General features: G+C 59.4%; 26 protein-coding genes. 16 read left to right on the top strand and 10 right to left on the bottom strand.

The window, feature by feature from the left end; all coding sequences use genetic code 11:
* Window positions 1-3 precede the first annotated feature (3 nt).
* From glp to phoB, 8 genes are all read left to right on the top strand, one after another.
* On the top strand, window positions 4-1,281 hold the full coding sequence (gene glp / locus ASC75_RS16235; protein WP_055977567.1) for a gephyrin-like molybdotransferase Glp: 1,278 nt from the start codon (window positions 4-6) through the stop codon (window positions 1,279-1,281).
* Between the two features lie 232 nt (window positions 1,282-1,513).
* The gene (locus ASC75_RS16230; protein WP_055977564.1) at window positions 1,514-1,846 is read left to right on the top strand and encodes a helix-turn-helix transcriptional regulator; all 333 of its coding nucleotides are present in this window, start codon (window positions 1,514-1,516) and stop codon (window positions 1,844-1,846) included.
* A gap of 213 nt (window positions 1,847-2,059) precedes the next feature.
* A complete protein-coding gene (locus tag ASC75_RS16225; protein ID WP_348271294.1) occupies window positions 2,060-3,085 on the top strand; it encodes a substrate-binding domain-containing protein in 1,026 nt (341 codons plus the stop codon).
* Between the two features lie 60 nt (window positions 3,086-3,145).
* On the top strand, window positions 3,146-4,516 hold the full coding sequence (pstC, locus tag ASC75_RS16220; RefSeq protein WP_055977559.1) for a phosphate ABC transporter permease subunit PstC: 1,371 nt from the start codon (window positions 3,146-3,148) through the stop codon (window positions 4,514-4,516).
* Entirely contained in the window at window positions 4,516-5,817 is a 1,302-nt protein-coding gene (gene pstA, locus ASC75_RS16215) for a phosphate ABC transporter permease PstA (RefSeq protein WP_055977556.1), read from the top strand. Before pstC ends, pstA begins: the two co-directional genes overlap by 1 nt.
* Before the next feature lie 9 nt (window positions 5,818-5,826).
* The gene (gene pstB, locus ASC75_RS16210) at window positions 5,827-6,639 is read left to right on the top strand and encodes a phosphate ABC transporter ATP-binding protein PstB (RefSeq protein ID WP_055977553.1); all 813 of its coding nucleotides are present in this window, start codon (window positions 5,827-5,829) and stop codon (window positions 6,637-6,639) included.
* Window positions 6,640-6,655: 16 nt separating this feature from the next.
* Window positions 6,656-7,363, top strand: a complete 708-nt coding sequence (phoU, locus tag ASC75_RS16205; RefSeq protein WP_055977760.1) for a phosphate signaling complex protein PhoU — start codon at window positions 6,656-6,658, stop codon at window positions 7,361-7,363.
* A 21-nt stretch (window positions 7,364-7,384) separates the two neighbouring features.
* Window positions 7,385-8,071 (top strand): phosphate regulon transcriptional regulator PhoB, encoded by a 687-nt coding sequence (gene phoB, locus ASC75_RS16200; RefSeq protein ID WP_055977549.1) that lies wholly within the window; start codon window positions 7,385-7,387, stop codon window positions 8,069-8,071.
* Window positions 8,072-8,376: 305 nt separating this feature from the next.
* On the opposite strand, the gene arsK is transcribed toward phoB, so the two are convergent.
* The gene (gene arsK, locus ASC75_RS16195; protein WP_055977546.1) at window positions 8,377-9,606 is read right to left on the bottom strand and encodes an arsenite efflux MFS transporter ArsK; all 1,230 of its coding nucleotides are present in this window, start codon (window positions 9,604-9,606) and stop codon (window positions 8,377-8,379) included.
* A 40-nt stretch (window positions 9,607-9,646) separates the two neighbouring features.
* Window positions 9,647-9,961, bottom strand: a complete 315-nt coding sequence (locus ASC75_RS16190; RefSeq protein WP_055977543.1) for a metalloregulator ArsR/SmtB family transcription factor — start codon at window positions 9,959-9,961, stop codon at window positions 9,647-9,649.
* A gap of 145 nt (window positions 9,962-10,106) precedes the next feature.
* On the opposite strand from ASC75_RS16190, the gene ASC75_RS16185 reads away from it, so the two are divergent.
* The gene (locus tag ASC75_RS16185) at window positions 10,107-10,907 is read left to right on the top strand and encodes a sulfite exporter TauE/SafE family protein (protein WP_055977540.1); all 801 of its coding nucleotides are present in this window, start codon (window positions 10,107-10,109) and stop codon (window positions 10,905-10,907) included.
* Between the two features lie 26 nt (window positions 10,908-10,933).
* Here the strand turns inward: ASC75_RS16185 and arsH are convergent, their stop codons facing one another.
* Genes arsH through ASC75_RS16155 form a run of 6 tightly spaced genes read right to left on the bottom strand, consistent with a single transcriptional unit; the run spans window position 10,934 to window position 14,468 of the window.
* The gene (arsH, locus tag ASC75_RS16180; RefSeq protein WP_055977537.1) at window positions 10,934-11,659 is read right to left on the bottom strand and encodes an arsenical resistance protein ArsH; all 726 of its coding nucleotides are present in this window, start codon (window positions 11,657-11,659) and stop codon (window positions 10,934-10,936) included.
* Complete coding sequence (gene arsC / locus ASC75_RS16175) at window positions 11,634-12,056, bottom strand: arsenate reductase (glutaredoxin) (RefSeq protein ID WP_055977534.1); 423 nt, start codon at window positions 12,054-12,056, stop codon at window positions 11,634-11,636. The genes arsH and arsC overlap by 26 nt, the downstream gene beginning before the upstream one ends.
* Window positions 12,056-13,117 (bottom strand): ACR3 family arsenite efflux transporter, encoded by a 1,062-nt coding sequence (arsB, locus tag ASC75_RS16170; RefSeq protein ID WP_055977531.1) that lies wholly within the window; start codon window positions 13,115-13,117, stop codon window positions 12,056-12,058. Before arsB ends, arsC begins: the two co-directional genes overlap by 1 nt.
* Window positions 13,118-13,121: 4 nt before the next feature.
* Window positions 13,122-13,652, bottom strand: a complete 531-nt coding sequence (locus ASC75_RS16165; RefSeq protein ID WP_108607885.1) for an arsenate reductase ArsC — start codon at window positions 13,650-13,652, stop codon at window positions 13,122-13,124.
* A complete protein-coding gene (gene arsN2, locus ASC75_RS16160) occupies window positions 13,642-14,124 on the bottom strand; it encodes an arsenic resistance N-acetyltransferase ArsN2 (RefSeq protein WP_055977525.1) in 483 nt (160 codons plus the stop codon). Before arsN2 ends, ASC75_RS16165 begins: the two co-directional genes overlap by 11 nt.
* Window positions 14,121-14,468, bottom strand: coding sequence for a metalloregulator ArsR/SmtB family transcription factor (locus tag ASC75_RS16155; protein WP_055977522.1), 348 nt, complete (start codon window positions 14,466-14,468; stop codon window positions 14,121-14,123). Before ASC75_RS16155 ends, arsN2 begins: the two co-directional genes overlap by 4 nt.
* A 42-nt stretch (window positions 14,469-14,510) precedes the next feature.
* On the opposite strand from ASC75_RS16155, the gene ASC75_RS16150 reads away from it, so the two are divergent.
* Window positions 14,511-15,056: a DUF6428 family protein gene (locus tag ASC75_RS16150; protein WP_055977519.1), complete on the top strand. Its 546-nt coding sequence runs from the start codon at window positions 14,511-14,513 to the stop codon at window positions 15,054-15,056.
* Window positions 15,057-15,511: 455 nt separating this feature from the next.
* Here ASC75_RS16150 and ASC75_RS16145 read toward each other — a convergent pair whose 3' ends face one another.
* Entirely contained in the window at window positions 15,512-15,898 is a 387-nt protein-coding gene (locus ASC75_RS16145; protein WP_055977516.1) for an ATP-dependent DNA ligase, read from the bottom strand.
* Between the two features lie 44 nt (window positions 15,899-15,942).
* On the bottom strand, window positions 15,943-16,404 hold the full coding sequence (locus tag ASC75_RS16140; protein ID WP_055977513.1) for an RNA ligase family protein: 462 nt from the start codon (window positions 16,402-16,404) through the stop codon (window positions 15,943-15,945).
* Window positions 16,405-17,003: 599 nt separating this feature from the next.
* On the opposite strand from ASC75_RS16140, the gene ASC75_RS16130 reads away from it, so the two are divergent.
* The 6 genes from ASC75_RS16130 to ASC75_RS16105 all read left to right on the top strand — a co-directional run bounded on the left by ASC75_RS16130 (window position 17,004) and on the right by ASC75_RS16105 (window position 22,386).
* Window positions 17,004-17,207, top strand: a complete 204-nt coding sequence (locus tag ASC75_RS16130) for a hypothetical protein (RefSeq protein WP_108679446.1) — start codon at window positions 17,004-17,006, stop codon at window positions 17,205-17,207.
* Between the two features lie 628 nt (window positions 17,208-17,835).
* Window positions 17,836-18,201: a hypothetical protein gene (locus tag ASC75_RS26115; protein ID WP_210168386.1), complete on the top strand. Its 366-nt coding sequence runs from the start codon at window positions 17,836-17,838 to the stop codon at window positions 18,199-18,201.
* A gap of 123 nt (window positions 18,202-18,324) precedes the next feature.
* Window positions 18,325-18,783, top strand: a complete 459-nt coding sequence (locus tag ASC75_RS16120) for a hypothetical protein (RefSeq protein ID WP_055977496.1) — start codon at window positions 18,325-18,327, stop codon at window positions 18,781-18,783.
* A complete protein-coding gene (locus tag ASC75_RS16115; RefSeq protein ID WP_055977493.1) occupies window positions 18,780-19,055 on the top strand; it encodes a hypothetical protein in 276 nt (91 codons plus the stop codon). The genes ASC75_RS16120 and ASC75_RS16115 overlap by 4 nt, the downstream gene beginning before the upstream one ends.
* A gap of 32 nt (window positions 19,056-19,087) precedes the next feature.
* Window positions 19,088-20,038 (top strand): multicopper oxidase domain-containing protein, encoded by a 951-nt coding sequence (locus ASC75_RS16110; RefSeq protein WP_055977490.1) that lies wholly within the window; start codon window positions 19,088-19,090, stop codon window positions 20,036-20,038.
* Complete coding sequence (locus tag ASC75_RS16105; RefSeq protein WP_055977487.1) at window positions 20,035-22,386, top strand: heavy metal translocating P-type ATPase; 2,352 nt, start codon at window positions 20,035-20,037, stop codon at window positions 22,384-22,386. The genes ASC75_RS16110 and ASC75_RS16105 overlap by 4 nt, the downstream gene beginning before the upstream one ends.
* Window position 22,387: the final 1 nt, after the last annotated feature.

Raw genomic sequence — 22,387 nt, 5'->3', positions numbered from 1 at the left:
CTCATGAAAGCAGCGGCCGTCGAAAAAGGCGAGTTCTGCCAAGCTGGCACTTCGACCGGAGCGGTTATTCCTGTCGACATCGCTGCCGCCAAGGCCGTGGCCATCGCAAGGCCAATCGCTGACGTGCAGCGCCTGCCGTTGATGCAATCGGCAGGACGCATTCTTGCTCACGATCTTGTGGCTCGCATGCATCTTCCTCCGTTCGACAACTCAGCCATGGACGGTTACGCCCTCAAGATCACCGAAATGAAAGGCGATGGGCCTTGGGAATTCGATGTGGCGGGGCGTGTGGCAGCCGGCCAAGTGTACGAGTCGCCAACGAGGGAATTCACCGCCTTGCGAGTGTTTACTGGCGCATTTGTCCCGCCAGTTTTCGGCGCGGTCGTGATGCAGGAACGATGCGAGCGAATTGGGGATCGCATTGTCGTTCGAAATCGCCCTCGACCTGACGAAAACATCCGACGGGCAGGGGAGGATGTTCGAGCTGGGGATCCTATGCTCGCTGCGGGCGACTGCCTGACACCGCAGCGGCTTGCGCTCATCTCGGGGCAAGGCTTGGCTGAGGTGGACGTGCTACGCAAAGTGCGGATTGGCCTCATGTCCACCGGGTCCGAACTCCAGAGCCCTGGTGAAACCCTACTCCCGGGCCACATCTACAATTCCAACCGTGTCATGATCCATTCCATGTTGCTGGCATGTCCATGGGCAGAGGTCATTGATTTCGGAATCGTGCCTGACAGCCGCGTCACGCTGGCTAGGGCCTTCGGCGACGCTGTTCGGACATGCGATGTCCTGGTTACCACTGGCGGGGTGTCTGCTGGCGAAGAGGATCACGTCGTGTCAGCTCTTGGTGATCATGGTGGGACGCTCGAGGTGCTCAAGGTCGCGATGAGACCCGGAAAACCTGTCAAAGTTGGCCTGATCGGCAAGATGTTGTTTGTAGGGCTACCAGGCAATCCTAATGCCGCCTTCGTGACATTCCGCCAAATCGCGCTTCCCGCAATCAGGGCGATTGCGGGTATGAGGAACGTGGCATTGGATTGGCAGCCTGCCGTTGCCGGGTTCTGTTATCGCAAGGTCTTGGGACGTACTGAGTTCATCCCAGTACGTAGAATAGGCCGGGACGAACGCGGCCTCCCTGTAATTGAAATGCTCGAGCGGGGGTCATCGGCAAGCCTATCGGCCATGGCTTTAGCCGACGGCATCGCCATGCTGCCGCCAGAAACCACCCTCATTGAAGCGGGTGCGCCCATCACCTTTGAAGCTATTGGATTCGGTTGAGATTGCGACCTCGTTGGTTTTTCAGGTCGGGGACCATTAGCACGCCAGCAGACGCCCGACGCAGGTGATCCTGCAGGGCGGCATCGGCATGCCGCCCGTTTGAGGGCGCCGCGCTCCTAAATTCCCAAGAAGTATGCCGAGATGCCGCAATATCGCGGACTTTGAGCCGTTGTCTTGAAACTGTTACGAAGGACAGGGCATTGATGCTCACGATTCTGGATTTGTGGATATCATGAATAAAAAAGCAGCTCTCTTGGCACTCGCCGCCCTTGGCCAAGAAACCCGACTCGAAGTCTTTCGACTCCTCGTTCGCTCTTCACCGGAAGGGATAGCAGCCGGAGAGCTCGCGACCCGTCTTGGTACCATCCAGAACACGATGTCAGCGCACCTTAAGTCACTGAACCAGGCCTCACTGGTGAGAACTGAACGCGACGGTCGCTCCGTTCTCTATTTCGCCGACATGACCGGGTTTCGTGACTTGCTCGCATTCTTGATGGAAGACTGTTGCCAAGGCTCCCCCGAGCTTTGCCAGCCTGTCATTGAAGCCATCACCTGCAATTGTTGATAGACGCACACGCCTTCGCACGTTGTTGCAACCAGAGCAGGGCAGGCCCTTTCGGGCTTCAAAGCCATGCTTTTTATATCGATAAATCCCGATATCTAGATTGCTAGAAATCTGTCATCTAAGTGTTACATTTGTCCGCTAAGCCGGCTCCTGTCGCCTCAAGGCGTCGAGATCGAATTCCTCACAGGGAGCAGGGCAATGAACAAATTTCTCTTGGCGGCATCGGCGGCATCTATCGCCATTGTCGCGTCAGTCGGCGCAGCCTCGGCGCGCGATCAGATCAAGGTGACCGGATCGTCCACCGTGTTCCCTTACAGCCAAGCGGCGGCTGAAGAATACGCCAACAAGAGCGGCAAGCCTGCTCCGGTCGTGGAGTCGGTCGGCACGGGTGGCGGTTTCAAAGCTTTCTGCGGTGGCGTCGGCCCTGATTTCGCCGACGTGACGGGCGCTTCCCGCGCCATCAAGGAATCCGAAGTAAAGCTTTGCGCCGACAAGGGCGTTGTCGACATCACGGAAGCGTTGATCGGCTACGACGGCTTGTCGATTGCGGTTTCGCGAGCCAACACGACCGATTGGAATCTTACCGAAGAGCAGATCTTCAAGGCGCTGGCCGCTGAGCTTCCGGACGGCAAGGGTGGGTTCGTCGCCAACCCGAACAAGAAATGGTCTGACATCGACGCTTCGCTGCCGGCCACGGACATTGTTGCGTTCGGCCCTCCGCCCACCTCGGGCACGCGTGATGCATTCGTCGAACTGACCATGCATGACGGCTGCAAGGGCCTGGCCGGCATGGCAGACCTCAAGAAGGCAGATGAGAAGAAGTGGACCGAGGTCTGCTCGCGCATGCGTCAGGACGGCCCGTTCGTCGAGGCGGGTGAGAACGACAACCTCATCGTGCAGCGCCTGGAGTCGGATCCGAACTCGATTGGCATCTTCGGCTATTCGTTCCTGTACGAAAACAGTGACAAGCTGAAGGACGTCAAGATCAATGGTGTTCCAGCGAACTTCGACACCATCGCCGACGGCTCCTACCCGATCGCCCGTCCGCTCTACTTCTACGTCAAGAACGCCCATCGCGACGTCATTCCCGGCCTGAAGGAATTCCTCGCGGAATACGTCTCGGACGAAGCTTTGGGACCCGACGGATACCTTGCTGAACGTGGCTTGACCCCGCTCTCCGACGACAAGCGCGCAGCGGTCCAGTCTGCCGTTCTCGAAGGGAAGAAGTTCGGCATGTAGCCGACGAGGAAGCCGATCGCGCTTGCGTGGTCGGCTTCCTGCATCTGATGGGGGAGAAACATGACCGCCTACCTGTTCGCATTCATTGTGGTAGCTGCGATCTTCGCGGCGGTAGTTGGCGTGCAGCGCGCACGTTCAAAAGCCGCAGCAACAAAAGAAAAGCTGCATTCCCGTCCGATCTATCACGGGCTCAATGCGGCGATCTGGACGGGCGTTCCCGCATTCGTGTTTCTGATCCTTTGGCTTCTGGGTCGACGCGGGGTCGTGGATAGCCTTGTGATCGCGAGCTATCCTGGAGCCGACCTCCTCGATGCCTCGCAAAGAGCGGTGTTGACGAGCCAGATTCGGCAGCTGGCCAATGGGAACGCGTTCAGCGAACCCACCGCGAACATGCTTGCCGCCGTAGAACATCTTCGTTCTCTCGAAGCGCTAGCAGGCTGGGCAGTCCTGGCCGTAGTTGCCGCATTGGCCGTGATCGGTGCGTTCTTTGGGTTTCGGGTCATCGAGAAGAGGTTTCGTGCGCGCCATAGCGTAGAACGCGCCGCGACGGCCTTCATGATGTTTTCGTCCCTGGTCGCCATCCTGACGACCCTCGGGATTGTCGCCTCACTGATCTTCGAAGCCGCCCAGTTCTTTTCAATGGTTCGGGTCACGGAATTCCTGTTCGGGCTTCGCTGGGAACCGCAGATTGCGATCCGAGCCGATCAGGTTGCCGGGCAGGGCGCCTTCGGCGTTATTCCGGTCATTTTTGGAACGATCGTCATCTCGATCTTGGCGATGCTAGTCGCTGTGCCTACAGGCATCCTCTCGGCGATCTACCTTACGGAGTACGCCGGAAGGAGATTTCGGGCGGTGGTGAAGCCCCTCCTTGAAATCCTCGCGGGCATTCCAACCGTGGTCTACGGCTTCTTCGCAGTCCTCACCGTTGCTCCTGCCATCCGCAACCTTGGACTAAGCCTCGGCCTCAACGCAGCGCCCAACAGCGCGCTGGCCGCCGGCGCCGTCATGGGCGTGATGATCATCCCATTCGTATCGTCGCTGTCCGACGACGCTATTGCAGCCGTACCCAGGGCGATGCGTGATGGCTCTTATGCCTTGGGCGCTACCAAGGGCGAAACGATCACACGCGTTCTGCTTCCTGCCGCACTGCCTGGCATCGTCGGCGGCATCCTGCTGGCTCTCAGCCGCGCCATCGGCGAGACGATGATCGTTGTGATGGCCGCAGGTCTCATCGCCAACATGACGCTGAATCCATTTGAAGCCGTTACCACCGTCACGGTGCAGATCGTAACGCTGCTGATCGGCGACGCCGAGTTCGACAACCCCAAGACCCTCGCTGCCTTCGCGCTGGGCCTGTTGCTGTTCCTCATCACACTGGGTCTCAACCTGATTGCGCTTCGCACCGTGCGCAAGTACCGGGAAAAATACTGATGACGACCGATATTGCGGCAGCCGACATCACGCCGTCGGCCAGAAACAATTGGCAGTCAGACAGCATGAAAGCCACGCGCAAGCGTCGTTATGCTGCCGATCGGCGCCTCCAGATTTACGGGATGGTTGCGATCGGTTTCGCACTCGGATTCCTCGGAATCCTGATCGCAACGCTGACCTTCACAGGTTATCGGGCTTTCACCCAGTCGATGGTGACCGTCGAAATCGACCTCACCAAGGCAGAAGTGGATCCCGCCAATCCCATGGAAGCTGATTGGCGTGGCATCGTAAGGGGCGCGCTCCGGACCGAGGTGCCCGATTTGCCCCGGAGCGCCGAACGCGACTACTTCAATATCTTTACGTCGTCGGCTCCATTCCTGGTGCGCGATATTGTCATTGCCGACCCAAGTCGCTTGGGGAAGGTGTCCAGTTTCACCATTCCGTTGTCTGACCCTCTTGACCAACTCGCCAAAGGCCAGGTCGTGCGTGGCTCACCGGAAGACCAGCGTCGCGTGAACGACCGTCAGATTGCCCTCTACGACCAGTTGGTCGCGAAAGGCATGATCTCCCAGCCATTCAACTGGGCCCTGCTGTTCAACTCGGACAGCCGCTTCCCCGAGCTTGCGGGCCTCGCGGGGGCGATTTCCGGAACGTTCTGGGCACTGCTCGTGTCGTTCACGATCAGCTTTCCGATCGGCATTGCGGCAGCGATCTATCTTGAAGAGTTCGCCCCAAGGAACCGATTCACAGACTTCATCGAGATCAACATCAACAACCTCGCTGCAGTCCCCTCTGTGGTGTTTGGCTTGCTTGGCTTGGCCGTATTCCTGGGGTGGTTCGGCCTACCCCGGTCGGCACCCTTGGTTGGCGGCTTGGTGCTGGCGCTGATGACGCTGCCGACGCTGATCATCGTCACTCGCGCGGCACTGCAATCGGTTCCGTCGGGCATACGCGAAGCTGCCCTTGGCATAGGTGCGTCTAAACACGAGATGATCTTCCATCATGTCCTGCCATTGGCGATGCCCAGCATCATGACGGGGACTATCCTTGGCATGGCGCACGCGCTCGGAGAGACAGCGCCGCTGCTGCTGATCGGCATGAACGCGTTCATCACCAGCATTCCGTCGTCGGCACTCGAAGCGTCGACAGCTCTCCCGACCCAAATCTACATTTGGGCAGATAGTCCCGAACGGGGGTTCGTGTCGCGCACATCCGCCGCCATCCTGGTGTTGCTCGCGTTTCTTTTCCTGATGAACGCCGTGGCCATTTTCCTTCGCCAGCGATTTGAGCGGCGTTGGTAGGAGGAGAAGATGAACATGTTTACTGACGAGATCCTCGAGCAGCACGTCGCAGCTGCTGTACCTCACGAATCCAAGATAAGGGGCGAAAAGGTCTCGGTCTTTTATGGCGAGAAACAGGCGCTCTATGACGTCAATCTCGACGTTCCGAAAAACCAGGTTACAGCCCTGATCGGCCCGTCCGGGTGCGGAAAGTCTACCTTCCTCCGGTGCCTGAACCGGATGAACGACACCATCGAGTCCGCGAGTGTCACGGGTAGGATTACCTTGGATGGGGGTGACATCTACGATCCCTCAATCGATGTCGTGGAGCTTCGCGCCCGGGTTGGCATGGTGTTCCAGAAGCCGAACCCATTTCCCAAGTCAATCTACGAGAACATTGCCTACGGCACGCGGATACACGGACTTGCCAGTTCGAGGGCGGACATCGACCAAATCGTAGAAGCCAGCTTGCGAAAGGCCGCGCTGTGGACCGAGGTGAAGGACAGGCTCCTCGAACCCGGTACAGGGTTGTCGGGCGGGCAGCAGCAACGTCTTTGCATCGCACGCGCAATCGCCGTCTCTCCCGAAGTGATCCTGATGGACGAGCCGTGTTCGGCGCTTGATCCCATCGCTACTGCCAAAGTCGAGGAACTCATCGACGAACTACGTACCCACTACACGATCGTCATTGTGACCCATTCGATGCAGCAGGCTGCTCGTGTGTCACAGCGGACTGCGATGTTCCACCTTGGCAATCTGGTTGAGGAGGGGCCGACGGACAAGATGTTCACTAGCCCGGACGACGAGCGAACGCAGGCTTACATAACTGGGCGATATGGCTGAGCGAGCTGGGCAAATGGTGGGCGAGCATACAGTAGCATCGTTCGATCAAGAGCTTGCTCTGATCGACCGATTGGTTCGTGAAATGGGTGACCTCGCTGCAGAGATGATTGAGGCAGCTATCGCGGCACTTTTGAAACACGACAACGGGTTGGCGCAGCGCGTTATTTCAGACGATGTGGTCATGGACGTAAAGCAACGCGACCTGGATCATCGGGCGATTACCATTATCGCCATCCGCCAGCCCATGGCTCAAGATTTGCGAGAGGTTGTTGGTGCACTCCGGATGGCATCCGATCTGGAGCGGATTGGCGATCTTGCAAAGAACATCGCAAAACGCGTCAGTGTCGTGGGGGCCAACCAGATTCCTCAAAATCTGGCGCATGGAATTCACTCAATGTCCCAGCTTGCGTTGGTTCAGGTTCGGCGTGTCGTCGAGAAATACATCGCCCGCGACGCATCTGAACTGCAGGCTCTGAGAGCCGACGATAAAGAGATCGACATCAAATACACGGCCGTCTTCCGAGAGCTTTTGACCTACATGATGGAAGACCCGCGCAACATCAGTGCGTGCACGCACCTGTTGTTCTGCGCCAAGAACCTTGAGCGTATTGGCGACCATGTAACCAATATCGCTGAGAACGCCCATTACATCATCACGGGGAAACAACTGTCACCGGATCGGCCCAAAGCCGACCAGACGGTACTGGCTACCAAGGCCGAGTAATTGACAGTCGGAACCGCATCAATGATCGCTCCCAAAGTCATGGTTGTCGAAGACGAAGAAGCGCTGGGTGTGCTGCTTCGTTACAATCTAGAATCCGAAGGGTATGACGTCGAAGTCGTGCAGCGGGGCGATGAAGCCGAGCTGAGGTTGCAGGAAACCGTTCCCGATCTGCTGGTCCTTGATTGGATGGTCCCAGTGATATCGGGGATTGAGCTTTGTCGCCGACTGCGTGCTAGAGAGGCAACCGAGCGTCTTCCCATCATCATGTTGACCGCAAGAGGGGAAGAGACTGATCGGGTGCGAGGGTTAAAGACTGGCGCTGACGACTATCTCGTAAAGCCATTCTCAACACCCGAGTTTGTAGCCAGGGTTCGTGCCCTGTTGCGACGGGCACGACCTGAGGTGCTGTCTGACGTCCTTTCGGTCAAGGACTTGCTGCTCGACCGACAGCAGCACAGGGTTCTTCGCAATGGTCGGGCTCTGCATGTCGGTCCCACCGAATACAAGCTGCTTGAATTCCTGATGATGTCGCCAGGCCGAGTTTTCTCGCGTGGGCAGCTACTCGACAAGGTTTGGGGGAATACGGTCTACATCGATGAGCGGACCATCGACGTTCACATCGGCCGCCTTCGCAAGTCCTTAAGTTCTGTTCGGGGTCCGGATCTGATCAGGACTGTACGTGGAGCTGGGTACTCAATCGGCCCTTGAACAGGGACCTTGAAAACCTGCCTAGTTCCCATTCCCAGCCCAATCGCCATTGTTGACCTTCCATCTGCTGGAACCATTATGGTCTTCTCATGAAGACCCATGAAACCGCACGGTCCGAGATCCTACTCGATAGCCTTCTGCTGGAGGCTTTCAAAGTTGCCGACGGCACGGGACGCCACGACATTGCGGAGCACGTTTTGTGTGCCCTCGAGTGCCTCTGCCAGGATCGGGGCTGCAATGGCGCGCAGGAAGCCTACAGACTCGTTTGCCGTGAGGCGAAAGCAGGCCACCTTGCGCCGAAGCGGTCACGTCTCAGGCACTAGTTCGGGTGACCGCGGCTTCCACCCAATGCTGGCAAACGCGGCAGCGGCTCCAATCCCGAGTACAATGGCCACGGATAGGGCAGACCAAGTTCCCACGTGCGCCATCAGCACCGAAAACACGAACGGAGCCAGCGCTGACACGATCAGTCTGATCGAGGATATCTTACCCAGCATTGCGCCGTAGCCATCTGAGCCAAATAGAGCCAAGGGGAGGGAGCCTTGGACAATGCTGGTCAGCCCCGATCCTAGCCCGAAAAGGACGGCGAAAGCGGCCGCGCCATAAATCCAGGGAGCGGATACCAGCAAGGTCGACAGCCCTGTCACCAAGAGAGCTGCAGAGATTACTGCCAACACCAATTGCGAGAGCCCCCGGCCAGCGAGCATGTTAATAAATCGGCTGAGCACTTGGGAGGGCCCAAACAGGGTTCCTATCAGCACCGCGCTCGCTCCTAGCCCGACCGCTGTCAGAAGCGGGACCATATGGACGAGTAGCGCTGACAGGACGAAGCCTTCGAGTGCAAATCCTAGACCCATCAGCGTGAACGCTCGTCGGCGATCCCAGGAAGCGATGCTTCCTTCAACCGCCGCCACGGTCTTGACCTTGTCCTTATGGTCGCCGTTGCGATCGGCATTCATCGCTCTCGCGATCCAGAAATGGATAGGCAGGCAAACGACCAGATGCAAGACAGCGAAGGCCAGATAGACCTCCCGCCAAGTCAGGTGTTCGTGGAGTTGGGTCGTGATCGGCCAGAACAGGGTCGAGGCAAAACCAGCAATCAGGGTGAGGTGCGTGATGCTCCTCTGAGCTGTTTGGGGTGCTATCTGCACCAAGGCGGCAAATGCCGCGTTGTAGAGGACAAAGGCCGAGGCGATCTCCATGACGATCATGCCGGCCACGAACGGAATGCGGCCGGGCGCGAGTGCACACAGGGCCAAGGCGCAAGCTGCGATTACGGAGCCAAGGGCCATCATCGAACCCGCACCATGACGATCGATGCGGCGGCCGATGGACGGGGCAGCGAACCCGCCTACCAGCAAGGCAGCTGAAAAGACACCGAACACCCATTCCTGCGTCCAGGCGAGGTCCTTGGCCATCTCGGGCGCCAGGATGCTGAAGCTATAGTAAAGTGTGCCGTATCCGATGATCTGGGTCACGCCCAAGCCCCAGATAACTGCGCCCCGGTGATGCTCGATCGAAACAGTCGAAGTCATTTTCCATCTTTCCGGGATAACCGAAATATCAACCAAAAAATTATGCCGCGTCGTCTCTGGCTTGGGAGTTCGCATCCGCGCAGCACTCGTCGGAAAGGAACCCTAGTAGGCCATTCATCGCGGAATAGTTGGCGCGACAAATCAGGGTCGTTGCCTGCCGTTCCTGGCTGACGAGCCCGGTGGCGATCAGGCGATGCAAGTGGTGGGAAAGCGTCGACGCGGCGATACCGATCCTGTCTTGCAGATGCCCAACGGCGAGCCCGTCGACACCCGCACGAACCAGCACTCGGTAGATCCGCAGGCGCGTCGGATTGCCGAGAGCTTCGAGCTGAGTTGCCGCTGTTTCGATCTTCATGGAAGGAACTTAGATCTGCTGTGTTCGAGCCGTCAACTCTAATTTCAATCATTGTCGAAATATGACAAATCGACGACGGGCTTGTTGACGGCAAGGGCGAACAAGTCCCAGGAGTCGGTCCACAGCGACATAGGGATAAGATGGCATGAAGGACGCGGACGCGCCGATGTCACGCTCCAAGGCGGCCGCGTTTGGAGGAGGGGCCGTCATCGGAACCTTGGGTGGTCTCATTGGTCTGGGCGGGGCCGAGTTCCGACTTCCGCTTTTGATCGGCTTGTTCCGATTCAAGCCGTTGGAAGCCATTATTCTGAACAAGGCAATGAGCCTGGTCGTTGTTGCGTCAGCGCTTCCGTTTCGCATGCAGACCGTGCCCGCCTCGGAGATTTTTCAGCACTGGGGAGTAATCGCTAACCTGTTGGCGGGAAGCCTTGTAGGAGCATGGTTCGGAGCCGGATGGGCAACCAAGTTGAGCTCGGAAACGCTGTTTAGGATCATCGCGGTTCTTCTTGTCGCGATCGCTGCCGTGCTTCTTCTGGGACATGGCGAGGGGGGTGGACAGGCTCTCGCAGGCACCTATTTGCTGGTTGCGGGCGTTGCCGCAGGTTTCCTGATTGGCGTCGTCGCCTCGCTCCTTGGAGTGGCTGGCGGCGAACTGTTGATACCGACGCTCATCCTGCTTTTCGGCGCAGACGTAAAACTGGCTGGAAGCCTGTCGTTGGCTGTCAGTCTTCCGACCATGATTGCCGGATTTGCTCGCTACAGCAGAGACCAGAGTTTTTCAGTCCTGAAACGCAATCAGGTGTTTCTCTTGATCATGGCGGCGGGGTCGATTGTCGGCACCTACATTGGCGGCAGACTGCTGGGCATTGTGCCCGACGGTGTGCTGCTGCCGATGCTTTCGCTGATCCTCGTCATCTCCGCCGTGAAGGTTTGGCAGCACCGCTAACCTTCACGGCGAGAGCTTCGAGCCGCTCAAATCGCCTTGAGCTTGACGCGAGCCTCGAGCTTCTCCGCATCCTCTTTCCGCTCGCTGTACCTGTTCGTCAGATAGCCTGAGACATCTCGGGTGAGCAGCGTGAACTTGACCAGTTCTTCCATCACATCGACGACGCGGTCGTAGTAGGACGATGGTTTCATACGGCCTTCCGGATCGAATTCTTGATAGGCTTTGGCGACGGACGACTGGTTGGGAATTGTGATCATACGCATCCAGCGGCCGAGAACGCGCATCTGGTTGACCGCATTGAAGGACTGCGAGCCGCCCGAGACCTGCATGACCGCCAGTGTGCGGCCCTGCGTCGGCCGGATCGAACCGACAGCAAGCGGAATCCAGTCGATCTGAGATTTCATCACGCCACTTATGGCGCCATGGCGTTCGGGACTGCTCCAGACCTGGCCTTCGGACCACAGCGAAAGCTCGCGAAGCTCTTGAACCTTTGGGTGATCGGTGGGCGCATCGTCGGGCAACGGCAGACCCGAAGGATCAAATATTCGGGTTTCCGCGCCGAAATGCTCAAGCAGTCGAGCGGCTTCTTGCGTGAGAAATCGGCTATAGGAACGCTCGCGGAGCGATCCGTACAGCATCAGTATCCGTGGCTTGTGGGTCGAGAAAGGCTTCGACAGCTGGGCCGGATCGGGAAGCTCAAGTGCTTCCTCGACGATGTTTGGCAGATTAAGCAACTCGGTTTCCTTCGGCATCGATCAACGGTTCGCCGTCCTCTTTGTAGAACGGTCCCTTTTGAGGGAGTGGCAGGATCTCCAGCACAACCTCGGATGGGCGGCTCAGGCGCACACCCCACGGCGTGACGACGAACGGTCGATTAATGAGGATTGGATGCTCGATCATGGCATCCAGAAGGTCGTCATCGGTACGCGTCGGATCGTCCAGGCCCAGGTCCGCGTAGGGCGTTCCCTTCTGCCGGATGGCCTCGCGCACGGTCAGGCCTGCCTTGGAAATCAGATCCTGAAGGACCTCTCGTGTGGGCGGCGTTTTCAGGTACTCGATGACGGTGGGCTCGACCCCGGCATTGCGGATGAGCGCAAGCGTGTTGCGGGACGTGCCGCAGTCGGGATTGTGATAGATGGTGATGTCCATCATGCGGTCCTTTCGTTTTGTTTGACGGCGGAGACAGCGGATCCCCGCTCGTACCAGCCCTTGCTGCGGTTCACGATCCAGACGACCGAGAGCATTACGGGAACTTCCACCAGTACGCCGACGACGGTTGCCAGCGCAGCACCCGAGCTGAAGCCGAATAGGCTGATGGCGGCCGCGACAGCCAGTTCGAAGAAATTGGATGCGCCGATCAGCGCCGACGGACCCGCAACACAGTGCTGTTCCCCGGAGATGCGGTTGAGCAGATAGGCCAAGCCGGAGTTCAGATAGACCTGGATCAGGATCGGCACCGCCAGCAGTGCGATGATCATCGGCTGAGCGATGATCTGCTCGCCCTGGAAACCGAACAGCAGGACCAGGGTCGCCAGCAGCGCAACGAGAGAAAGCGGTTGCAGGGTATGGAGCAGGCCGTCGAGCGACTTCTGTCCGCCCGAGGAAAGGAGCCTACGTCTCATGACCTGCGCAATGATGACCGGGATAACGATGTAAAGGACCACCGACAGGACGAGCGTGCCCCACGGAACGGTAATCGCGGACAGGCCGAGGAGCAGGCCTACAATCGGCGCAAAGGCGACAACCATAATGGCATCGTTGAGCGCCACCTGGGAAAGCGTGAAATGAGGTTCGCCCTTGGTCAGGTTCGACCACACGAACACCATCGCCGTGCAAGGAGCCGCTGCGAGGATGATAAGGCCAGCGATGTAGGAGTCGATCTGATCGGCGGGCAGATAGGGGCGGAACAGCCAGCCGATGAAAAGCCAGCCGAGCAGCGCCATCGAGAACGGTTTTACCGCCCAGTTGATGAAGAGCGTGACCCCGATGCCGCGCCAATGCCTGCCGACCTCACCCATGGCGGCGAAGTCGATCTTTAGCAGCATCGGGATGATCATCAGCCAGATCAGGACGGCGACCGGGATATTCACCTTGGCGATCTCGGCGCCGCCGATTGCGTGGAAGACACCTGGCATCAGATGGCCCAGGGCGATGCCCACAACGATGCAGAGGGCGACCCACAGGGTCAGATAGCGTTCAAATGTCGACATGATTTTAGGCTGCGTCCGTGTTCTTTGAAGTGGAGCCTTCCATGCGGCCAATCACCTGGAGGTGGTGATCGACGGCCATGCGGTCGATGGAGGCGAGCGGAAGGCTGAGGAACGCCATGATCCGGTTCTTCATGAACCGTGCAGCCGTACTGAACGCGCGTTCCTTCTCGATGTCGGTTCCTTCGACGTTCGAAGGGTCTTCGATCCCCCAGTGCGCGGTCATTGGCTGGCCGATCCAGACGGGGCAGGCCTCGCCGGCCGCGTCGTCACAAACGGTGAAGACGAAATCCATTTGCGGCGCGCCGGGAACCGAGAACTCTTCCCAGGACTTCGAACGAAAGTCTTCAGCGGGGTACTCGAGCGCTTCTAGAACTTTCAAGGCGATCGGGTTGACCGCGCCTTTGGGCTGGCTCCCCGCCGAGTAGGCATTAAAGCGCCCAGCGCCTTCTTTGCGCAGAATACTCTCTGCGAGGATCGAGCGGGCGGAATTGCCTGTGCAGAGGAACAGGACATTGTAGACGCGGTCAGTCATCAACTGTCTCCGTGGAGATGGTACTCGGTTGGCTTGTGGATGGAGATAGGCGGCAAAACAGCAGGGCCGCACTGGAGGGACAATGCGATGACGCTTGCCGGGTGGCTAGAATCTGTTGCGGAGCTGCCTCGCGCGCAATGCGTTCAAATCCGGCGGCCTCGAAGAAATCCGCGGCCGAGGTGGTCAGCAAATAGACTTCGGCAATTCCCAGACCCTCGGCTTTCTGTAGCAACTGCTCGGTGATGCGCTTCCCCGAGCCTTGGCCACGCGACGGTGGCGGAACGACGATGGAGCGCAGCAGAGCGTAGTCTCCGACCAATTCCATGCCGCCGAAGCCGATAAGCGCTTTGTCCTTCTCGAACCGGAAGAAGAGCCTGCCGTCTTCCGTGAGGTCGTCGACGGGCAACTCCTCCGCAGCAAGCGCTGCCACGAATTCTGGATCGTGTGGGGCGATCTGCTGGACTTGAAGGCTCATTGGACTGTGTCCGATGGCTCGCAGCAGGATGGGGCAAGGGCCGGCTGGCAGATGGCCGGGTTGCCGGCACAGCAGTCTTCCATGAGAAAGCGGATCAACCCGCTCAAAGCCTGGAACTCCGCTGAATAGACGATAGAGCGCGCGTCCCTGCGGGCGGCGACCAATCCGCCGCGCTCGAGTTCCTTGAGATGGAACGAGACGTTCGACGCTGAGACCCCTGCGGCTTCCGCTATGGAGCCTGCGGCCATACCTTCCGGTCCAGCTTTTACCAGCAGCCGAACGATTTTCAGCCGCGTCTCTTGGGACATTGCCCCGAATGCGATCAGTGCTTGACGTTCATCCATATTTCAACAATCCTAGAAATGTCGAAACGAGGAATAACGCAGATGTTGACCCCTGACAACCGTGAATTCGCCAGCGCTACAGATTTCCGGAACGACGACATATCAATCGGTGAACTCTTGTCCTTCCTCGGCGAGCACAAGGAAAAGCCGTTGGTGTTTGCCTATGACGGCCGTTCGGTGAAGCCGGGCTATCACGTCACAGAGGTGAAGGCGGGCTCGTTTGCCGCACTCGATTGTGGTGCCAATCCCGAGTCGTGGACCGAGATTTTCATCCAGCTCTGGGACGTGAACGAGGAAGAGCGCACTCACATGTCCGCAGGAAAGTTCGCTGCCATCATCCGCAAAGTCACGGAGCATCTAGCTCTCGACCCTACGGCAAAGCTCACGTTCGAGGTAAGTGACGGCATTGCTCCAATGCAGCTTCACAAGGCATCGATCCCGGTCATCGCCGATGGCCAAGTCGATGTGGAGCTCACACCGAGGGCCGCAAGTTGCAAACCAAGGGATAGATGGCTTGCCGAGCAGACTAAAGTTGCGAGCTCATGCTGCGGGCCAGCAAAGGGTGATGGCCAGCCTTGTTGTGGCTAGCCCGCGTGCCTGACAGCAATCCGCATCTCCAAACGGCGATATTGGAAGGTGGCGTGAAGATCGGCGCGGCGGGCAGCGCGGTCGGATAGTGGAAGTTCACGGTCTGCGCGTCGTTGGGTCGCCATGGGTCGGTTCCACCGAGTTGCTAAGTTATGGCCGCGCGAAGCACTGGAAGCGCTTCTCGACGATATGCGCGTCGACGTCGCCCACAGGTGTCCGATGAGTTGGGCCGCTTTCTTCCGGCTTGTTCCCTCTTTGAAGGCTCGATCCGCCGCCTTGTCGTTCCCGACGATCACGACGGACTGCACATATAGGTGGACCGGGCCTCCGGTGAAAGCGAGATGTCCTTCCGGTTGTTGAGGGCCCGTCCTTTCCGCGCGCTCCCAGGCTTCCACGGCGATGTTGGGAAGGTGAGGATGATTGCGCTACACTGATGCCTCGCAACTGGGCCTCTTTCATCGAGGCATCAGAACTTCGATCATCGTTGCATGCCGAAGCTTCTCTTCGCCCCTCAGGTGTTTTGCCATGACCTTCAAGAGCGGCTGCACCGGCACCACACCTTTATTGCCGCCGCTTATAGGCGTGGCGAGCCTATCGGCGTGCAGGAATTCCAGCGCCTGCCATAGCTCGTCGCGCTGGTTCTGCGGTATCGCAGGGATGGCGCGGCCGACATAGCGCATAACAGCGTCAGTCTCTTCGGCGAGGAGGAGAGAAGGAGCGGCACCGCGATTTCGCTCGTAGCCTATCACAGCGAACTCACCTGTGATGTACGTCTTGGTCTTGACCCAATCCAGGGACGGGCCGCTGCGGTAGATGCTGGCGCGGCGCTTCGATGCCTTCAAGGTCCATCTTCTCGACAGCCGCGAAGAAATCGGCTCCCGAGCCTTCAAACGCCTGGCTGAACTGTAGAGCGCAAGTGGGACGCCGGATCGCCCATGAGCTCGTGCAAGCGTGACCGTCGATCCTCGCAGCGTTGCTTGGTCAGGTCGTTGCCGTCGAGGGCAAGGAGGTCGAAGGCGTAGAACACCAGGCTGGAGCCATCCCAGCGTATGGCGCTCGCAAGCTGCTTGAAGCTGGAGCGGCCGCTTTCATCCTGCACGACCATTTCGCCGTCGAGGATTACATCGCGCGTGATCAACTCGCGCGACGCCGCCAGCACCGCCGCATACTTCATTGACCAGTCATGGCCATTGCGGGTGAAGGCACGAGCGTGACCGCCGGCCAGATGGATCTGCGTCCGGTAGCCATCATATTTGATTTCGTGGGTCCAGCGGTCGCCCTCTGGCGGCTTGTCTACCAGCGTCGGGATGCAGGGAATTATGAACGCGGACCGACGCCGGGTCTTCATCGGCTAGCCGTAGAACCGTCAGGCATCTCGGAGCCTCCAATTGTATTAGGGAACTCTAAAACTCCTATCGGTGCAATTCGATCCTGCTCCCGCTACGCGGCAAGCTACGGCTTCTTCTTCGACCTAGTCTGGTGCTGTGAAATCTCGGGGAGAGGGGGCTGACGACGGACAGCGCGCCGGAAATTGGGGTCAACGGCGCTTAGCAGCGTGGTTTCGAAAAACCCTATTCCGAACCTCCAATAGCAAAAGAATCCGTGGAGGACGACGCTCCAGCTAATTGCGAGTACGACAGCAAGGCCGCCACCCTGGCCGAACCAATCGAGGCCCGCCAGAGACAAAGCTGCCATGCCCATAACAATCATGCAGACGATGAGGCTGATCTTGACTTCAGTAGGCAGTCTTTGGCGGTTCATGGGCCTCTTCCCTGTGCAAGCGTAGCTGGCGTGGCTTTCACGTCAAGCGGCCTTACGGCGCTGGAATGCACATACGTCAGTGTAATGTAGTTGACTTCCCAAGGCATATGTTCCTATTTTGTTCTGATGCCAACGCTGTCCGAATACCCCTCTGAAAAGGTCATCGTCTCGTGCGAGAAGTGCGGGATGTGGAAACAATACGACAGGGACGCGATGGTGCGGGCGGGCGGAGACCGCACACTGGCTCATCTGCTCGATGACATTGTTGCGCGCGCCGGGTGCACCAGAAATCAGAACTTCAATGTCTACGACCGGTGCGGCGCGAAGTACGAGGAGTTGGCGGCACTGCTTGGTGGTGGAAATGCGTACGCGAAAGCCAAAGGTGGGTAGTCACATAGGCCGCCACAATGTCGGCAGTGAGTTCGATGAGGTGATCAGTCGGCTTCGCATATTTCTCCACGTTCAAGACTAATGGGGCGTATTCGCTTCAACGGCTGAGACTGCGATAGCGCTTATGGCATCGTTATCGCCGAATTATGCGATTGACACACGTTCGCCTGGCGAAATGCCGTGGTGCTCACTGTATTGAGCGGAGCATGGCCAATTGCTGCTCAATTTGGGATCCCGAATAGCATACTGACGATCCTTAACCGTGGGTTCTGCCATTTCCTTGCTGGGCTCTTGCGTCCAGTCCCCTGATCGATCTGATCAATGAGATCGTTTCGGATTTTGATTTGGTCTTCGAGCCACTGGATTGAAGGGTTCACTTTCCTCATTCCCCCTTCAATGTTGCATATTGCGTCCAGCATCATGGACATGAGCTTGTAGCGCGCCTTCCGTTGCAACGCGTCATGCGGCTCCGCCGCCAGCAATTCGTCAATCGACAGTCGAAAGCGCCGATCGAACGCGACGTCGTTGCTCTAGCACAAACGGGCGTACGCGAAGGTGCGGCGCTGATGCGTGACGCGACTTTGATTTCGATCAAGGACAGCTCCTGGGATAGCCTTATGGTAAGAGCATGGTTTGGTTGTGCGATGAACTCCGAGTTCTGGCGACAGCGCTGATCTTCAGTCTGGCGTTGGCGCTCGGCTTCGGCTCTGCGGCGGTTGCCGCATTGCCCGGCACATCCGTCGAACTGCACCATTTGGCCACTGTCCACCCCGCATCGATCCCGCACGACGCCTACAAGCAAGAGTCGTGCGATGACCGGCTCGCCGATTGCTGTTCAAGCGTGGCGCATTGCAGCGGCACTGCCTTCGTAGCGCCGGCTGATGCCCCCGGCTTTACCGGTTCCGCGCACCGAACCTGGACTTTAGCACGCGCGCAATGCCTCCACGGGATCGATCCGCTCGTCAACCGCCATCCGCCCCGCGCCCTCGGCTGACATAAGCGACCTTGGCGGTCGCGGGCGTTTCGCTCTCACCTGCGCACTGCACTGCATTGCACTGTTGTCCGGCGTCTCGTCACCACCACATTCAATTCAATACCACGCAAAGGGAGAAGACCCATGCGCGTTACCAAGCCGCTATTTATAGCGGCACTGTTCCTGGGCCTCGCCAATCCTGCGATCGCTCAGACCGACCCGCATCACCCCGAGGGTGCCGATACCCCCTCGACCGCTACCGAGACACCGGCAGACAAGATTGCTCAGCTTCCTGCTCCGCCCGCAGGCAACGCGATGACCCAATGCCCGGACATGATGGGCATGATGCAGAGGGGCGGGGGAGCGGCCATGCCGATGATGCAAATGCACATGATGACGATGATGCAGATGCATCTGCAACTCATGCAGCAGATGCAGAGTGGCGGGATGATGCAGCCAGGAGCGGGCGGCCCGCCGCAGATGCAGATGATGGAGATGATGCGGTCCATGCAGATGGTGCAAATGGACATGATGCAGATGATGCGGCAGATGCAAAAGGACATGCCCACACCCGAGGCCCCTGCTGAGGGAGACATGCCATGACCGACATCGTCAATAGACGCACGCTGTCGATGCTGGGGCTGGCCATCGCGGCCAGCGTGGCCCTGATCGTGCTGTTCGTCCTGTGCGCTCTCGTGGGAGTGCTGTTTCCCAGCCTGCAGGTGACGCATGCCTGGGTAGGATTGTTCACGCTCGCACCCGTGACGTCGCCCCAGGCTTGGCTCGAAGGCATTTTCTTCAGCCTCGTTTTCGGCATCGTTGCAGGCTCGATCGTGGCTGCGGTCCATAACGCTGTCGCGGCGCGCGGACTCTGAGACGGGCCGGCCACAGGGCCGGCGCGTTCTCGATGACCGGCAGCGGCAGATTGACGGCGCACCGACAGTTCCGTGCCATCCACCCAGCCGCGACGATCCAGTCGCGGTTGGAGCAGCATCAGACTCACATCAGCCAAGACTCGTTGTTTCAAAGGAAACTGACAATGCGGAGCTACGCGTTCTCCGGCAAGGCTGGAACGCCCTGGATGCAGGCCTATACGCTCCAGGAACAGGCGCTACTTGCGGCGCCCCTTATCGTTGCGAACCCTCACGATGACGGGCGCGACGAGCAGGAGGTGGTCGTACTGTTACACGACTTCTCGTTCAAGACGCCGGACCAGCTGCTGGCCGGTCTCACAGCTGGTCCGGCGGCCGATGCCATGGCAGGCCACAGCGGTCACGGAGGCATGGACCTGTCTTGGGGCATCATGGCGATGGACCTCAACGATATCGAGTACGACGCCTATCTCGCCAGTGACCGCACGCTGGCTGACCAGGAAGTGGCCGAGGTGGAGCGTGGCGGCCGGGTGCGTGTGCGCATCATCAAAGGCGCGGCCGCCACCGCCTTTACCATCGACTTCGGTGAACTGGAGGGCGAGTCGATCACGGTGGAAGGCGAGGACATCGTAGCCGTCAAAGGCCGCCGTTTCCCGATGAACATGAGACAGCGGATCGACGTATGGCTGATGTTGCCGGCGGAGAAGCGCTCGTTCCTAATCTTGGCGCTCCGCGAGGGCGCGCCGCAGCGCACTGGGATCATCCTCGAGCCACGCGGCGCAGGGGTGGCGAGGGTCGCAGCGCCAGGCGAGCAGAATAGGCCGGTGCTGGATCTCGAACTGGTGCTGATCCCGCCGATGCGTTCGGTAACCATTGCCCTCGACGCCGACAATGCCGGCCAGTGGGCCTTCGACTGCCACCACCCCTACCACATGGCGATCGGCATGATGTCGACCTTCGGCGACCGGACTGAGGCTCGAGCATGAAAACCGTCACCCTCGAAGTCGCCGACCTCCTAAGCATCCTTGATTTTACCGCCGTGGAGAAGCGCCTCGCGAGTATCGCCGGGGTTCACGGCGTCGCGATCAACGCCGGCTCGAGCTCGGCGAGCATCACCTATGATGAAGAGGTCACCGGGCCGGAGCGGCTGGTCGAACAGATCCGCGCCTGCGGCTTCCATTGCCGCGGCGAGGTGGCGCCGCGACACGTCTGCGTGCCCAACGAAACGCTGGTGATGACGTCTGCCGAACCCGCGGGACATGAGGCTCACGTGCATGGCGAGCACGCACTCGCCACGCCAGCGGGCCGACAGCCGGCCGTTCCGACACCCGACGCGATGGCTCACGAGATGGGCCATGGTGGCGGCATGAGCATGGACGAGATGGTCCGCGACATGCGGAACCGCTTCATCGTGAGTCTCATCTTCACGATCCCGATCTTCGCGCTCGATCCCATGGGGCTGGCGCCGCCACTGTTCGAGCCACCGTTTGGGCTCAGCATGAACATCACGATGTTCATCTTGGCGAGCGGAGCGATCCTCTACCCCGTGTGGCCGTTTGTCGTCGCGGCGGTTCGCGCTCTTCGCAACGGCGTCCTCAACATGGCCGTGCTGGTGCTGCTCAGCGTCGGCACAGGCTATCTGTTCAGCGTGGGCTCGACCTTCCTGTTCGATGGTCAGCAGTTCTATGAGGCTGTGGCGGTTCTGCTGGTCTTCATCCTGCTGGGTCATTGGCTGGAAATGCGTGCCCGGGCAGGGGCCTCGGCAGCGATCCGCACGTTACTTGACCTTGCGCCACCCAAGGCGACAATCCTCCGCGATGGGCAGGAGATCGAAGTCGCCACCTCCGAGGTGGATGTGGGCGACATCGTCGTTCTCCGGCCAGGCAACAAGCTGCCGGTCGACGGAGAGGTGGTCGAAGGAGAGTCGACGATCGATGAGTCCATGCTTACGGGCGAGTCGCTCCCGGTGACCAAGAGGGTCGGCGACCAGGTCATCGGGGCGACGATCAACAAGAGCGGTGCGCTCCATTACCGCTCGACCAAGGTGGGGGCTGATACGGCGCTGGCCCAGATCGTCAAGCTCGTGCAAGTGGCGCAGAACTCCAAGGCGCCAGCGCAGCTGTTGGCGGATCGGGCCTCGCAGTGGCTCGTCCTTGCTGCCATCGTCATCGGACTTGCCACCTTCACCGTCTGGTTCTGGCTGCTGGGCCAGCCACTGCTTTTCGCCCTGACGCTTACCATCACCGTCTTCGTAATCGCCTGTCCTGATGCGCTGGGCCTTGCCACGCCGATGGCTGTGATGGTGGGAACCGGCCTCGGCGCCGCCAACGGCATCCTCTTCAAGAATGCTGCCGCATTGGAGGGCGCGACCAAGCTCGACGTGATCGTCTTCGACAAGACAGGCACCCTCACCATGGGCCAGCCCAAAGTCGTCGACGTCGTTCCCGCCCCCGACATTACCGAAGACGAGCTTCTCGCCCTCGCCGCCGCCATCGAACAGAACTCCGACCACCCCATTGCCCTCGCGATCCGCGAAAGGGCGGCGGGGCTGGAGTTACCAGGGCTCACTCGTTTCCACTACATGGACGGGCGCGGTGCGAGCGCCGAGGTTGAGGACGCAGCAGTGCTGGTGGGCAACCGGCGGCTGATGGACGAAAACGCCGTCGACATGGGCGCCTTGGGTGAGCCGGCTGAAGTGCTCAAGGGCGAAGGCCGCACCGTGACCTATGTCGCACGAGCGGGATGGCTCGTGGGACTTGTTGCGGTGGCCGACGCACCGCGGCCGACGTCGGCTGCAACGATCGCCAAGCTCCATGAGCAGGGGGTGCGCGTTGCCATGCTGACCGGCGACAATGCCGGCACGGCAAAGCGGATCGCCGGACTGCTCGGCATCGATATCATCCTTGCCGATGTGCTGCCCGGGCAGAAGGCGGAAAAGATCAGGGAGTTGCAGAGCCAGGGTCTGAAAGTGGGAATGGTGGGCGATGGGGTGAACGATGCACCCGCCCTGACCCAGGCCGATGTCGGCTTTGCCATTGGAGCTGGTACGGATGTGGCTATCGAGAGTGCCGACATCGTGCTGATGAAGAGCGACCCCTACGACGTGGTCGGAGCCATGACGCTTTCCAAGGCTACTTTACGCAAGATGCACCAGAATTTGTGGTGGGCCACTGGCTACAATCTCATCGCGTTCCCGATTGCGGCGGGGGTATTCTACCCGTTCCTCTTGAGCCCGCAGGTCGCGGCACTGGCGATGTCGGGCAGTTCGGCGCTCGTGGCGGTCAACGCGCTCTTGCTGAAGCGCACCCGCCTAGAGGGCATCCGGACAGGCTGAC

The organism is Aminobacter sp. DSM 101952, assembly GCF_001424795.1.
GTDB lineage: Bacteria > Pseudomonadota > Alphaproteobacteria > Rhizobiales > Rhizobiaceae > Aminobacter > Aminobacter aganoensis.
Note: the sequence above shows the minus strand (reverse complement) of the source record. Positions and strands in the feature narration are given on the sequence as shown.